Below are 13,637 nucleotides of genomic sequence, written 5' to 3'. Positions count from 1 at the left end.
ATCTTCGCCCGGGACCGCGCCGACTGCTACCGCGTTTCGGGGTCAGAAACTCAGCGACCTGGCGTAGTTGACCTGCGTCATCACCCAGGCGTAGGTGTTCGCGTCCACCGCCGGGATCATGGTGGAGTGGTGGCGGCCACCGCTGGTCACCGTGACCTGGATGTAGCCGGTGGTGGTCTTCTCCTTCATCAGGAGGAAGAGCAGACCGAGCAGGCAGAACAGGAAGAAGACGATCGCGAGCACGATCGCGTGCGTCGGGAGCTTCTCCTCGGTGCGCGAGAAGTCGGTCGCGTTCCACATCGCGCCCTTGAGCGGCATGGCGCCCGACGGGGTGATGATCTGGTCCCCGGCGATGGTGATGTCGCCGAGGGACAGCCCGTGGCCGCCGGCCGGGGCGGCGGGATAGGCCGACGGGACCGGCATGCCCGCGCCCCCGATGGTCGGCTGGTAGGCCGGGGCCGCCGGGTAGGGCTGCGGGTATCCGTAACTGGCCTCGCCGGGCCCCCACTTGTAGTCGTCCTGGCCGGGTGTACCGGGCTGGGCGCCCTGGTGGGGATCGCCCGCGTAAGGATTCGGCTGCTGCTCACTCATACGGCCGATCCTTCCACAGCCACCCCGCCCTTGGGACCCGCGCTCCGCCGCCGGAAATCCTCGTGCCAGCCTCAGCCCGGCCTCAGTTGCCGAACGCGAGCACGACGAAGGCCCCACCCCCCGCGGATGAGATCTACGGGGGGCGGGGCCTCGGCGGTCACCGGCCTCGGCCAGGCCGACGGACGGAGTCCGGCGCAGCCTCTCGAAGCCGGGGAGGCCCGACAGGGCCGAGCCGTGCGAGAGAGGCGTCAAGAAATCAGAAGCGGCGCGTGATCAGGGCGCGCTTGACTTCCTGGATGGCCTTCGTGACCTCGATGCCGCGCGGGCAGGCGTCGGTGCAGTTGAAGGTCGTGCGGCAGCGCCACACGCCGTCCTTGTCGTTCAGGATCTCCAGCCGCTGCTCGCCGGCCTCGTCACGCGAGTCGAAGATGAAGCGGTGCGCGTTGACGATCGCCGCCGGGCCGAAGTACTGGCCGTCGTTCCAGAACACCGGGCACGAGGACGTGCACGCGGCGCACAGGATGCACTTGGTGGTGTCGTCGAAGCGCTCGCGGTCCTCGGCGGACTGCAGGCGCTCGCGCGTCGGCTCGTTGCCCTTGGTGACCAGGAACGGCATGACGTCCCGGTACGCCTGGAAGAAGGGCTCCATGTCGACGACGAGGTCCTTCATCACCGTGAGGCCCTTGATGGCCTCGACGGTGATCGGCTTCTCCGGGTTGATGTCCTTGATCAGCGTCTTGCAGGCGAGCCTGTTCTTGCCGTTGATCCGCATCGCGTCGGAGCCGCAGATGCCGTGCGCGCACGAGCGGCGGAAGGTCAGCGTGCCGTCGAGGTCCCACTTGATCTTGTGGAGACCGTCGAGCACGCGCTCCTTCGGGTCGATCTCGACCTGGAAGTCCTGCCAGGTCGACTCCTCCGAGATCTCCGGGTTGAAGCGGCGGATCCGGAAGGTGACCGTGATGAAGGGCGAGGCGGCGGCCGCCGCCTCCATCTGGTCCGTCTTGGACAGGGTCGGGGTGGCCATCAGTACTTACGCTCCATCGGCTGGTAGCGGGTGACGACGACGGGCTTGTAGTCCAGGCGGACGGAGTCCTTGCCGTCGTCGCCGACCTCGCGGTACGCCATGGTGTGGCGCATGAAGTTGACGTCGTCGCGGTTCGGGTAGTCCTCGCGGTAGTGACCGCCGCGGGACTCCTTGCGCGCCAGCGCGGACACGGCCATGACCTCGGCCAGGTCGAGCAGGTTGCCCAGCTCGATGGCCTCCAGCAGGTCCGTGTTGAAGCGCTTGCCCTTGTCCTGGACGGACACGTTCTTGTAGCGCTCGCGCAGCTCCGCGATCTTCTCGACCGCGGTCTTGATGGTCTGCTCCGTACGGAACACCATCACGCACGCGTCCATCGTCTCCTGGAGCTCCAGACGCAGCTCGGCGACGCGCTCGTTGCCCGTGGAGTTGCGCAGGCGCTCGACGAGGTCGACGACCTGCTGCGCCGGGTTCTCCGGCAGCTCGACGTAGTCGTTGGCGTGGGCGTACGCGGCCGCCGCGATGCCCGAGCGCTTGCCGAAGACGTTGATGTCCAGCAGCGAGTTGGTGCCCAGGCGGTTCGCGCCGTGCACCGACACGCACGCGACCTCGCCGGCCGCGTAGAGGCCCGGGACGACGGTGGTGTTGTCCGCCAGGACCTCACCCTCGACGTTGGTCGGGATGCCGCCCATGGCGTAGTGCGCGGTGGGCTGGATCGGGATCGGGTCCGTGTACGGCTCGATGCCCAGGTAGGTGCGCGCGAACTCGGTGATGTCCGGGAGCTTCGCGTCGAGCTGCTCCGGCGGCAGGTGCGTCAGGTCCAGGTACACGTGGTCACCGGCGGGACCGCAGCCGCGGCCCTCACGGATCTCGGTGTAGATGGAGCGCGAGACGACGTCACGGGACGCGAGGTCCTTCATGACCGGCGCGTACTTCTCCATGAAGCGCTCGCCGTCCTTGTTGCGCAGGATGCCGCCCTCACCGCGGGCGCCCTCCGTCAGCAGGATGCCCATGCGCCAGATGCCCGTCGGGTGGAACTGGAAGAACTCCATGTCCTCCAGCGGCAGGCCGCGGCGGTAGCAGGCCGCCTGGCCGTCACCCGTGAGGGTGTGCGCGTTGGAGGTCACCTTGAAGAACTTGCCGGTGCCGCCGGAGGCGTAGATGACGGCCTTCGCCTGGAACACGTGGATCTCGCCGGTGGCGAGCTCGTACGCGACCACACCGGCCGACTTCTTGACGCCGTCCTCCTCGACCAGCAGCTGGTCCAGGACGTAGAACTCGTTGAAGAACTCCACGCCCTCCTTGACGCAGTTCTGGTACAGCGTCTGGAGGATCATGTGACCGGTGCGGTCCGCGGCGTAGCAGGACCGGCGGACCGGGGCCTCACCGTGGTTGCGGGAGTGACCGCCGAAGCGGCGCTGGTCGATGGTGCCGTCCGGGGTGCGGTTGAACGGCAGGCCCATCTTCTCCAGGTCGAGGACCGCGTCGATGGCCTCCTTCGCCAGGATCTCGGCGGCGTCCTGGTCGACCAGGTAGTCACCGCCCTTGACCGTGTCGAAGGTGTGCCACTCCCAGTTGTCCTCTTCCACGTTGGCCAGCGCGGCGGCCATGCCGCCCTGCGCGGCGCCCGTGTGGGAGCGGGTGGGGTAGAGCTTGGTCAGCACGGCGGTGCGGCTGCGCTTCGTCGCCTCGATGGCGGCGCGCATGCCCGCGCCACCGGCGCCGACGATGACGGTGTCGTACTTGTGGATCTTCATGAGTCGATTCGCCTCAGCCCGTGCCTAGCGGATGTTCGGGTCGAAGGTGAAGATCACCAGCGTGCCCAGAAGGATGGTGAACACCGTGGCGGTGTAGAGCAGGCCCTTCAGCCACAGCCGCGTGTTGGCGCGCTCCGCGTAGTCGTTGATGACGGTACGCAGACCGTTGGCCCCGTGCAGCATGGCCAGCCACAGCATCAGCAGGTCCCAGACCTGCCAGAACGGGGACGCCCAGCGGCCGGCCACGAAGGCGAAGCCGATCTTGGAGACGCCGCCGTCGAGCACCAGCTGGATCAGCAGGTGGCCGATGACCAGGACGACGAGCACGATGCCCGAGAGGCGCATGAAGAGCCACGCGACCATCTCGAAGTTGCCGCGGGTCGAGCGCGGGGTCTTGCCCGTGCGCTTGCGCGGGGCCTCGATGTACGGCGCCGGGTTGTCGACGTCGTAGAGGGAGACGCCCGTCACGGAGCCGCCGTCACCGGCCTTGGCCATGTCGACGGAAGAAGTGTCAGAGGACATGCGTGTCACTTCCCGAACAGTTCAAGGTAGGCGTGGTTCAGGACGGGGTAAACGGCCCCGGCCATCAGCACGATCCAGACGCCCACGACGCTCCAGAGCATCTGCTTCTGGTAGCGGGGGCCCTTGGACCAGAAGTCCACGGCGATGACACGGAGACCGTTGAGCGCGTGGAACAGGATTGCGGCGACGAGGCCGTACTCCAGCAGCGCGACGATCGGAGTCTTGTAGGTAGCCACGACATCGTCGTACGCCTCGGGGGAGACGCGAACGAGAGCGGTGTCGAGGACGTGTACGAACAGGAAGAAGAAAATGAGGACGCCGGTGACTCGATGAGCCACCCAGGACCACATTCCTTCCCGGCCGCGGTACAACGTTCCAGCCGGCACGGAAAACCCTCCGGAAGCGGGGCGGGGGCCAGCCGGCTTCTTTGTCGGTCGGGCCCGGCCGGGTACGGTCCTCCGGCCCCGGACATCGTAGCGACGCTTTGTCGGTTCCTTCGCCCGGGGGTCATCGGTGTGATCAAACAGCCACGGACGGACTATCCCACAGGGGCGAATAGCCTGAATTCGGAAGCCGACGCCCCGTCCGCGGAGATCAGCCAGCGCGTCATGTCGGCCAGCCGGGCCCGCGCGACGCGGCGCAGCTCGTCGGCGGAGATCGAGCGCTCCTCGTCCACCTCGTGCCCCATCCGCCGGCGGATCGCCGCCAGCAACTGGTCCGCCTGCTCCTCCGGCGGGTGCTCGTCGAGGCTGATCACGAAGGCGTGGCCGAACTTGCGCTCGTACTCCGCGTGGGCCGCGTCGAGCGCGAGCAGGGCCGCGTACGGGGCCCCGTGTCCCAGTTCCGCCGAGGACTCGGCGGCCAGCGCCTCCGTCAGGTCCGCCTGCGAGAGGTCGTACGAGGCCTCGTCCGCGGCGGCGAGCAGAGCGCTGCAATCGGGGTACGGGCGGTGCGTGGCCAGCCGGTGCGCCCAGCGCCGGCTTCCGCAGCACTGGAGCAGGACGGCGTGGGCGACTTCGGGGGACAGGGCGTTGAACCGCGCCAGTCCGGAGCCGGGGGAGGGGTCGGAGCTGCCGCGGACCTGTGCCGGAAGGGGGCTGGACAGCAGGGGGCTCCTCGGGGCGTGGCGCGGGTGTACCGCCACGCTATCGATGCGGGGCAGGCTGTGCCGTATCCATGCGGTGAATTCACTCGGAAGTGAGCCGAAAGGATGATGTTGAACGCCACGGAGGGACACGTACTCTGGCGCGGACCGCGCGACCCGGAGACGGGGAGGGCGACCGAGGCCGCCACCCCCCACAGGAGAGGCCCCGGTCGCCGTCCGTCACGGGCTCGTGCGACAAGCCCGTATCCCTCTCAGCGCCTCGAGTGCGTTTTGTGTCACACCCCGCTCCGCACAGGGATGGTTGCTCGTTGTACTAGTCGTGGACGCGGGGTGCCGGAAAGCCGTAACGTGCTGATTTGCGCCACACGTACAGGACAGTGAACGGGTTGGGGACTTTGCTGGGGGACGACGCGGAACTGACCGCCGCGGTGCTCGCGGCGCAGGGCGGCGACGAGAACGCGTTCCGTGCCGTGTACCGCGCCGTGCACCCACGCCTGCTCGGTTACGTACGCACGCTCGTCGGAGACGGCGACGCGGAGGACGTGACCTCCGAGGCCTGGCTGCAGATCGCCCGCGACCTCGACTCCTTCACCGGCGACGCCGACCGCTTCCGCGGCTGGGCCGCCCGCATCGCCCGCAACCGGGCCCTCGACCACATCCGCATGCGCGGCCGCCGCCCCGCCATCGGCGGCGACGACACCGAGCTCACCGCCTGGGCCGCCGACTGCGACACCGCGGGCGCGGCCATGGAGTCCCTCTCCACCGGACGGACCATGGCCCTCATCGCGAAGCTGCCGCAGGACCAGGCCGAGGCCGTCGTCCTGCGGGTCGTGGTCGGACTGGACGCCAAGAGCGCGGCGGAAACCCTCGGGAAGCGGCCGGGCGCCGTACGGACCGCCGCCCACCGTGGCCTGAAGAAGCTGGCCGAGCTGCTCGCCGCGCAGGGTCTGGAGGGCGGGTTCGAGCCGACCTCGGACACCGGCGCGGATCCCGGCGCGCCGGTCGGTCATAATGCCGATGGCCAGCCGTGGGACGGCGGGGACGGGAGGGATCTCGACGCCGTACCCGCTCAGCGCGGCCGGGGCAGGGGCTTCGTGGAACAAACCGGTGTGACGCATTCACGTTGGCGGACGCAGAAGGACATGTGATGGCCGACGAGCTCAACGGGTGGCTGGACGAAGCCGCGGCGGACAGACTGCTGCGCGGCGAGCCGGTGGAACCTGTGGGTCGGGCCGCCGACCGGCGGACCCGCATCGAGGCCGCACGGCTGCGCGCCGCCCTCGACGCGCTGGCCCCCTCGGCCGATCTGCCGTCCGCCGGCGCGGAACTGCCCGGGGAGGCCGCGGCGCTGGCCGCCTTCCGCGCGGCACGCGCCACGACGGGCGCCCCGCCGGGCACCCCGGCGGCCGTATCCGGGGAACCCCTGATCGATCTCGGCAGCATCGTTCCTGCGGAGGCCCACGCGCACGCCCCCGCGGCCGCATCCGTCCGGGCGCTCGCGCCCCGGCGCCGCCGCACCGTCGGCTTCGGCCTGGCCGCGGCCCTGGCGAGCGTCGCCGTCGGCGGTCTGGCCGCCGCGGCCGGCGCCGGTCTGCTGGAGCGGTCCCGCCACGACAGCGCGGGACCGGGACCGGCCCTGTCCATCAGCGCCGAGGAGAACCCGGCCCCGGGCACCGGCACCGGCGCCCCGACCCCCGGACCGAAGCTGCGGTCCACCCCGCTGCCGGACGGCTCCCACGCGACGGCCACACCGGGCGCGACGCAGCAGCCGGGCGCGGACGGCCGTACGACCCAGGGGACCGGGAACGGCGCCGGGACCTCCTCGGGCACCGAGGCGACCGGTGGCGGCTCGGGCAAGGACGCCCGCGACGGCCAGAGCGGCGCCGTCGGCGGAGGCGGGACCCAGGACACCTTCACCGGGGACCTCACCAAGGACCGCGAGGCGCAGACCCGCCTCACGGTGGACCTCTGCAAGGACTTCCGGTCGGGCGTCATCAACGACGACCGCCGTGAGCGGCTCTCGCGCCTGGCCGACGGCCTCGCCCGGATCCCGAAGTACTGCGAGAAGGTGCTGGACGGCGACTCCGGCGCCAAGCGCGGCGACGCCCCGCAGCAGGACGGCACGCTCAGGGCTCCCAGCCGCCTGACGCCCGCCGTTCCGCAGGGTTCCACGGGGCTTCTCACCAGCCGCTGAACATGCGATGACCTGCCTGTAACACTTTTCGAAGCGGTGGCGCAGTACATATCGAGCCGACTGGTCATCGGCCGCGCATGAGCCGGGGTTCCCCCCGTACCCCTGGGCTCTGCGCAACCGGCGCGGGCGGGGCACGTTCCCCCGGCCCTGCCCGCGCCCTTTACCTACTGACCACGTACCGACCGGGTGTCTACCGGTCGATCCGGCCGATCCGGCCGACCTGGGGGGACCGCAGAGCGGTCCCCCGGTCCGCGGCCCGCCACCTCACCAGTAGACGACGACCTTGTCGCCGACCTGGACCTGGCCGAAGAGCGCCGACAGCTTGCCCTTGTCCCGGACGTTCACACACCCGTGCGAGGCGCCGGCGTAGCCGCGGGCGGCGAAGTCGGCCGAGTAGTGCACCGCCTGGCCCCCGCTGAAGAACATCGCGTACGGCATGGGCGTGTGGTAGATCGTCGACACCCAGTCCTTCTCCTTGCGGTCCACCTTGAACTCGCCCTCGCGGGTCGGCGTGTTCTCCGAACCGAAGCGGACGTCCATCGTGGAGACGACCTTGCCGTCGATCATCCAGGCGAGGGTGCGGCTCTCCTTGCTGATGCACATCACCCGGCCGGTCATGCAGCGCGGATCCGGTGCGTCGACCTCGTTGACGGTCGGCGGGCGCAGCTCGTCGGCGGTGGGCTTCTTGGAAAGGCTCTGGATCTTCTTCCAGCTCGCCTCGTCGACCGCACCGCTCGCGGTCAGGCTGTGCTTCGACTGGAAGGTCTTGACCGCGGCCGTCGTCTTCGAGCCGTAGAAACCGGTCGGCGCGACCGTCATCAGCTTGAGCTGCTTCAGGCGGGCCTGGAGCTCGCGCACCTGCTCGCTCTCGTCGCCGTTGGCCATGATCGCCTTCACCGTGGGCGAAGGGGAGGCCGACGGGGAGGCCGAAGCGGAGGGCGAAGCCGACGGCGAGGCGTCGCCGGGCTTGTTGTCGGAAGGGGAGGCGTCGGGGGAGGCACCCGCCACGGGCGATGACGAAGCCGGGGAAGGGGAGCCCGTGGACTCGGCCTTCTCCGGCCCGCAGGCGGTCGCGGCGAGCGCGACGGCGGTGGCCACCCCGATCGTGCGGATTATGAATCTCTGGCGCTGCATTGCAGTCCCCCGGTTTCTACGTCGTGTATCTAGGTGATGCCTCGCGCGCGTGGAGAGTTGCACTGGACCCCGGGATGTTGCGCCATTGTGACCAGCAGCCGTCCGCGGCCTTACGAAGCGATATGCGGGGACGGTTGTATCAGTCCCGGGCCCGGTCGTTCTACGGAGGGTTTCGTCACATGGCACGTACCGAGAGCGGTATCCCGATCGAACCGGTCTACGGGCCGGGCGACCTGACGGAGTGGGACCCGGCGGTCCAATTGGGCGAACCGGGCGACTTCCCCTACACCCGGGGGATTTATCCCACGATGTACACCGGCCGTCCCTGGACCATGCGGCAGTACGCCGGTTTCGGCACCGCCGCCGAGTCCAACGCGCGCTACCGCCAGCTCATCGCGGGCGGCGGCACCGGCCTGTCGGTCGCCTTCGACCTGCCGACCCAGATGGGACACGACTCCGACGCCCCGCTCGCGCACGGCGAGGTGGGCAAGGTGGGCGTCGCCGTCGACTCGCTCGACGACATGCGGACGCTGTTCGACGGGATCCCCCTGGACCGGGTCTCCACCTCCATGACCATCAACGCGCCCGCCGCGCTGCTCCTGCTGCTCTATCAACTCGTCGCGGAGGAACAGGGCATCTCGGGCGCGCAGCTGACGGGGACCGTGCAGAACGACGTGCTCAAGGAGTACATCGCGCGCGGCACGTACATCTTCCCGCCCGGCCCCTCGCTCCGGCTGACGGCCGACACCTTCCGCTACTGCCGCACCGAGATCCCCAAGTGGAACACCATCTCCATCTCCGGCTACCACATGGCCGAGGCGGGGGCCTCGCCCGCGCAGGAGGTGGCCTTCACCCTCGCCGACGGGATCGCCTACGTCCGTACGGCCCTGGCCGCCGGGATGGCCGTCGACGAGTTCGCGCCCCGGCTCTCCTTCTTCTTCGTCGCCCGCACCACCCTGCTGGAGGAGGTCGCGAAGTTCCGCGCGGCCCGGCGGATCTGGGCCCGCGTCATGCGGGAGGAGTTCGGGGCGCGCGATCCGAAATCGCTGATGCTGCGCTTCCACACCCAGACGGCCGGGGTCCAGCTGACCGCGCAGCAGCCCGAGCTCAATCTCGTACGGGTGGGCGTGCAGGCGCTGGCCGCCGTACTGGGCGGCACCCAGTCGCTGCACACCAACTCCTTCGACGAGGCGATCGCGCTGCCCACGGAGAAGTCAGCCCGCCTCGCGCTGCGCACCCAGCAGGTCCTCGCGCACGAGACGGACGTGCCCCACACCGTGGACCCCTTCGCCGGGTCCTACGTGGTGGAGCGGATGACGGACGAGATGGAGGAGGCCGTCCTCGGGCTGATGCGGCGGGTCGAGGACCAGGGCGGGGCGGTGGCCGCGATCGAGAACGGATTCCAGAAGGGCGAGATCGAGCGCAACGCCTACCGCATCGCGCAGGAGACCGAGAGCGGCGAGCGCGTGGTCGTCGGGGTCAACCGCTTCGCGCTGGAGCGGGAGGAACCGTACGAGCCGCTGCGCGTGGACCCGGAGATCGAGGCGCGGCAGCGCGCGGGGCTGGCGCGGCTGCGCGCGGAGCGGGACGGGGCGGCGGTGGCGGCGGCCCTCGCGGCCCTGCGGGAGGCGGCGGCGGGGACCGGCAACGTGCTCTACCCGATGAAGGACGCGCTGCGGGCGCGGGCGACGGTGGGGGAGGTGTGCGGGGCGCTGCGGGAGGTCTGGGGGGCGTACGAACCGGTTGAATCCGTCTGGTGACCCCGCTCGGCGGCAGAGGGAGTCCGCCCAGTGGAAAGGACTGGCGCGACAGGTGCGTCCTCATGGGACACTCCTGCGCATGCTGGGTGTGACAGATCTTCCGACTTATCTCGCCGGCCTGGTACTGATCATTCTGCTGCCGGGGCCGAACTCGCTCTACGTGCTGTCCGTCGCGGCCCGCCGCGGGGTCCGCACCGGGTACAAGGCGGCCGCCGGGGTGTTCACCGGCGACGCCGTCCTGATGCTGCTGACCGCCGTGGGCGCCGGGGCGCTGCTCCAGGCGAGCCCGCTGGTGTTCACCGTGGTGAAGGTGCTCGGCGCCGGGTACCTGGCGTGGCTGGCGGTGGGCATGATGCGGGGCGCCTGGGCGCTGTGGCGCAGCCGCCGGGAGCGGGAGGCGGAGCCGGCCGCCGTGCCCGCCGGCCCGGGCGAGGGCGGGGGCGAGGGCGAGCGGCCCTACCGGCGCGCGCTGCTGATCAGCCTGCTCAACCCGAAGGCCATCCTCTTCCTGATGTCCTTCTTCGTGCAGTTCGTGGATCCGTCCTACGCCTACCCCGCGCTGTCGTTCCTGGTCCTGGGCGGCCTGCTGCAGACCGGCAGCTTCCTGTACCTGACGCTGCTGATATTCGGCGGCACCCGGCTCTCCGCCGCGTTCCGGCGCCGCAAGCGGCTGTCGGCCGGTGCGACCTCGGCGGCGGGCGTGCTGTTCCTGGGCTTCGCGGCCAAGCTCGCGGCTGGCTGATCCCTGTGCCGGGCGGCGACGCCGTCCGTGAGGTGCGCAGACTCCCTGGCCAGGCGGCTCCCACGGGCGGAACGAGCGCGCGAGTTTACCCCCGCGCGCATCCGGTCATGCCTCCAGAGGCCGGGTTTCTTTCCCCTAACGGCATGAACTTTTCGTGATCCCTGGCCAGTTGACCCATTCGTACGCCTACCCTTAAACGGGTGAACCAGTTGATGTCCCGCGAGTCCCAGACCGCCCAGCCCGCCGCGTCCGAGCGGCCCGAGCTGCCCGGCACACTTCCGGACCACCTGCGTACCGAACTGATCGCCTTCCGCCGGGACTTGCACATGCACCCGGAGCTCGGACACCAGGAATTCCGCACCACGGCGGCGATCAAAGCCCGGCTGGAGAAAGCCGGCCTGCGACCACGGGTGCTGAAGTCCGGCACGGGCCTGATCTGTGACGTGGGGACCTGGGATGGGCTGCGCCCCATGCTGGCCCTGCGCGCGGACATCGACGCCCTGCCCATCCCGGATACCAAGACGCACGTCTCGTACCGCTCGACCTTCCCCGACCGCGCCCACGCCTGCGGCCACGACGTGCACACCACCGTCGTCCTCGGCGCGGGCCTCGTGCTCGCCGAACTCGACCGCCAGGGGCTGCTGCCCCGCCCCGTACGGCTGCTGTTCCAGCCCGCCGAGGAGGTCCTGCCCGGCGGGGCCACCGACGCCATCGAGTCCGGGGTCCTGGACGGCGTGGGCCGGATCCTCGCCGTGCACTGCGACCCCCGGGTCGACGCCGGCCGGATCGGGCTGCGGCCCGGCCCCATCACCTCGGCCTGCGACCGGCTGGAGGTCACCCTCTCCGGCTCCGGAGGGCACACCGCCCGGCCGCACCTGACCACCGACCTGGTGACGGCCGCCGCCCGGGTGGCCATCGACGCGCCGGCCCTGCTGGCCCGCCGGATGGACGCCCGGTCGGGCATGTCCGTCACCTGGGGCCGGATCGAGGCCGGGCACGCCTGCAACGTCATCCCGATGCACGCCGAGCTGTCCGGAACCGTTCGGTGCCTGGACCTGGCCGCCTGGCACGAGGCGCCCGACATGATCCACGCGGCGATCGACGAGATCGCGACCATGCACGGGGCCAAGTTCGAGATCAACCACGTGCGGGGGGTGCCGCCGGTGGTCAACGACCCGGTGAGCACCGAACTGCTGCGCGAGGCGATGGCGGCCCGCCGCGGCGCCGGCTCGGTCGAGGACACCGAGCAGAGCCTGGGCGGGGAGGACTTCTCCTGGTACCTGGAGCACGTCCCGGGCGCCATGGCCCGCCTGGGCGTCCGGACCCCCGGCGACACCGCCAAGCACGACCTGCACCGCGGTGACTTCGACGTGGACGAGTCCGCGATCGGCGTCGGAGTGGAGTTCTTCACGGCCGCCGCGCTGCTCGACGGACGGCACGCCGGGCCCGCCAGGTAAAGGCCGGGGCAAACTCCTTACAACATGTGCGGGCCTCCTGGCAGACGTGTCCAGCCCTTGGTACACAAGGGCTGGGCGCGTGAGGAGTTACCAATCGGTCACTGTCTGGTTCACGACGATCCGATAACGACTCATGAACGGGCCTTTAACTGACATCTACGCGCGTTACGATCGCGGCGAAACCAGCGCCGGTCGTGGCGCTTCGGTCAGGTTTTGAAGGAGCCTCCCCTTGCGCCGGATCACCAGGATCGCCACCGTGGGCATCGCGTCCGCGGCGCTGGCCCTCTCGGCCACCGCCTGTGGCGGTAAGAAGTCCTCGGACACCCCGTCCACCGACGGCACCAAGGCCGCCGCCAGCGCCGCCATCGCGTACGACATCGGTGGCCGCGGCGACCAGTCGTTCAACGACGCCGCCTACGCGGGCCTGAAGAAGGCCGAAACCGATCTGAAGATCAAGGGCGCCGAGGCGGAGCCCACCGACGGTGAGGGCGAGGCCGACAAGGTCCAGCGCCTCACGGAGCTTGCCCGCAAGGGCAACAACCCGGTCATCGGCGTCGGCTTCTCCTACGCCCCGGCCATCAAGAAGGTCGCGCCGAAGTTCCCGAACACCACGTTCGGCATCATCGACGACACCTCGGTGACCGGCGCGAACATCGCCAACCTCGTCTTCAACGAGGAGCAGGGCTCCTACCTGGCCGGCGTCGCCGCCGCCAAGGTGTCCAAGACCGGCACGGTCGGCTTCATCGGCGGTGTCGAGGTCCCGCTGATCAAGAAGTTCGAGGCCGGCTTCACCCAGGGCGTCAAGGACACCAACCCGAACGCCAAGGTGCTCTCCGCCTACCTGACGCAGCCGCCGAACTTCGACGGCTTCTCCAAGCCCGACCTCGGCAAGGCCGCCGCGCAGGGCCAGCTCGACGCGGGTGGCGCCGACGTGGTCTACGCCGCCGCCGGTCTCGCCGGCTCGGGTGCCATCGAGGCCGCTTCCGCGAAGGGCAAGTGGGCCATCGGTGTCGACTCCGACCAGTACAACCAGGCCGGTCTGGCGAAGTACAAGGACGCCATCCTGACCTCGGTCACCAAGGACGTCTCGGACTCCGTCTTCGACCTGATCAAGTCGGTCCAGGACGGCAAGCCGGCCACCGGTGAGATCCGCTACGGCCTGGACAAGGACGGCGTCGGCCTGGCCGACTCCAACCCGAAGTACAAGGAGATGACCGACGTCGTCGCCGCGGTGGAGAAGGCCAAGGCCGACATCATCGCCAAGAAGATCACCGTCAAGACCGCCCCGTAAGGCCGTTCCTGACATGTAGTCGTGGTCTCCGGGGTCCGGGCAGCGGTCTCATTCGCTCCCGGG

The 13,637-nt window shown here is 70.1% G+C and carries 13 protein-coding genes; 6 read left to right on the top strand and 7 right to left on the bottom strand.

From position 1 onward, the window contains the following. Positions 1–42: 42 nt before the first annotated feature. The 6 genes from ACF059_RS03805 to ACF059_RS03780 form a co-directional block, all read right to left on the bottom strand. Positions 43–591, bottom strand: a complete 549-nt coding sequence (locus tag ACF059_RS03805; RefSeq protein WP_392050873.1) for a hypothetical protein — start codon at positions 589–591, stop codon at positions 43–45. 256 nt (positions 592–847) lie between these two features. Then, positions 848–1,615, bottom strand: coding sequence for a succinate dehydrogenase iron-sulfur subunit (locus tag ACF059_RS03800; RefSeq protein ID WP_254382515.1), 768 nt, complete (start codon positions 1,613–1,615; stop codon positions 848–850). Then, a complete protein-coding gene (gene sdhA, locus ACF059_RS03795; RefSeq protein WP_392050870.1) occupies positions 1,615–3,369 on the bottom strand; it encodes a succinate dehydrogenase flavoprotein subunit in 1,755 nt (584 codons plus the stop codon). Before sdhA ends, ACF059_RS03800 begins: the two co-directional genes overlap by 1 nt. 24 nt (positions 3,370–3,393) lie before the next feature. Further along, positions 3,394–3,891, bottom strand: coding sequence for a succinate dehydrogenase hydrophobic membrane anchor subunit (locus tag ACF059_RS03790; RefSeq protein WP_392050867.1), 498 nt, complete (start codon positions 3,889–3,891; stop codon positions 3,394–3,396). Between the two features lie 5 nt (positions 3,892–3,896). Then, positions 3,897–4,277 carry a succinate dehydrogenase, cytochrome b556 subunit gene (gene sdhC, locus ACF059_RS03785; protein WP_360897357.1) on the bottom strand — a complete coding sequence of 127 codons (381 nt, stop codon included), beginning with the start codon at positions 4,275–4,277 and terminating at the stop codon, positions 3,897–3,899. Between the two features lie 152 nt (positions 4,278–4,429). After that, positions 4,430–5,035, bottom strand: a complete 606-nt coding sequence (locus ACF059_RS03780; protein ID WP_392050864.1) for a 2-oxo-4-hydroxy-4-carboxy-5-ureidoimidazoline decarboxylase — start codon at positions 5,033–5,035, stop codon at positions 4,430–4,432. 356 nt (positions 5,036–5,391) lie between these two features. On the opposite strand from ACF059_RS03780, the gene ACF059_RS03775 reads away from it, so the two are divergent. Beyond that, positions 5,392–6,144, top strand: a complete 753-nt coding sequence (locus ACF059_RS03775; RefSeq protein WP_392053023.1) for an RNA polymerase sigma factor — start codon at positions 5,392–5,394, stop codon at positions 6,142–6,144. Then, the gene (locus ACF059_RS03770; RefSeq protein ID WP_392050861.1) at positions 6,144–7,190 is read left to right on the top strand and encodes a hypothetical protein; all 1,047 of its coding nucleotides are present in this window, start codon (positions 6,144–6,146) and stop codon (positions 7,188–7,190) included. The genes ACF059_RS03775 and ACF059_RS03770 overlap by 1 nt, the downstream gene beginning before the upstream one ends. Before the next feature lie 264 nt (positions 7,191–7,454). Here ACF059_RS03770 and ACF059_RS03765 read toward each other — a convergent pair whose 3' ends face one another. Continuing rightward, entirely contained in the window at positions 7,455–8,324 is an 870-nt protein-coding gene (locus ACF059_RS03765) for a L,D-transpeptidase family protein (protein WP_392050859.1), read from the bottom strand. Positions 8,325–8,503: 179 nt separating this feature from the next. On the opposite strand from ACF059_RS03765, the gene ACF059_RS03760 reads away from it, so the two are divergent. The 4 genes from ACF059_RS03760 to ACF059_RS03745 all read left to right on the top strand — a co-directional run bounded on the left by ACF059_RS03760 (position 8,504) and on the right by ACF059_RS03745 (position 13,574). Beyond that, complete coding sequence (locus ACF059_RS03760) at positions 8,504–10,084, top strand: methylmalonyl-CoA mutase (RefSeq protein ID WP_392050856.1); 1,581 nt, start codon at positions 8,504–8,506, stop codon at positions 10,082–10,084. Positions 10,085–10,163: 79 nt separating this feature from the next. After that, the gene (gene leuE, locus ACF059_RS03755) at positions 10,164–10,826 is read left to right on the top strand and encodes a leucine efflux protein LeuE (protein WP_392050853.1); all 663 of its coding nucleotides are present in this window, start codon (positions 10,164–10,166) and stop codon (positions 10,824–10,826) included. Positions 10,827–11,038: 212 nt separating this feature from the next. Continuing rightward, the gene (locus tag ACF059_RS03750) at positions 11,039–12,283 is read left to right on the top strand and encodes an amidohydrolase (protein ID WP_392053020.1); all 1,245 of its coding nucleotides are present in this window, start codon (positions 11,039–11,041) and stop codon (positions 12,281–12,283) included. Between the two features lie 229 nt (positions 12,284–12,512). Continuing rightward, positions 12,513–13,574, top strand: coding sequence for a BMP family ABC transporter substrate-binding protein (locus ACF059_RS03745; RefSeq protein ID WP_366868336.1), 1,062 nt, complete (start codon positions 12,513–12,515; stop codon positions 13,572–13,574). Positions 13,575–13,637: the final 63 nt, after the last annotated feature.

This window comes from Streptomyces sp. NPDC016562 (assembly GCF_043076955.1).
In the GTDB taxonomy this organism is placed as follows: domain Bacteria; phylum Actinomycetota; class Actinomycetes; order Streptomycetales; family Streptomycetaceae; genus Streptomyces.
The sequence above is the reverse complement of the archived record's forward strand: the minus strand, read 5'-3'. Positions and strand labels throughout refer to the sequence as shown.

Bases quoted from the DNA above. Each gene is read 5' to 3' on its own strand.
- ACF059_RS03770 (WP_392050861.1), top strand. From the start codon at position 6,144: ATGGCCGACGAGCTCAACGGGTGGCTGGACGAAGCCGCGGCGGACAGA.
- ACF059_RS03790 (WP_392050867.1), bottom strand. From the start codon at position 3,891: ATGTCCTCTGACACTTCTTCCGTCGACATGGCCAAGGCCGGTGACGGC.
- sdhA (WP_392050870.1), bottom strand. From the start codon at position 3,369: ATGAAGATCCACAAGTACGACACCGTCATCGTCGGCGCCGGTGGCGCG.
- ACF059_RS03765 (WP_392050859.1), bottom strand. From the start codon at position 8,324: ATGCAGCGCCAGAGATTCATAATCCGCACGATCGGGGTGGCCACCGCC.
- ACF059_RS03750 (WP_392053020.1), top strand. From the start codon at position 11,039: ATGTCCCGCGAGTCCCAGACCGCCCAGCCCGCCGCGTCCGAGCGGCCC.
- ACF059_RS03760 (WP_392050856.1), top strand. From the start codon at position 8,504: ATGGCACGTACCGAGAGCGGTATCCCGATCGAACCGGTCTACGGGCCG.
- ACF059_RS03800 (WP_254382515.1), bottom strand. From the start codon at position 1,615: ATGGCCACCCCGACCCTGTCCAAGACGGACCAGATGGAGGCGGCGGCC.
- leuE (WP_392050853.1), top strand. From the start codon at position 10,164: ATGCTGGGTGTGACAGATCTTCCGACTTATCTCGCCGGCCTGGTACTG.
- ACF059_RS03805 (WP_392050873.1), bottom strand. From the start codon at position 591: ATGAGTGAGCAGCAGCCGAATCCTTACGCGGGCGATCCCCACCAGGGC.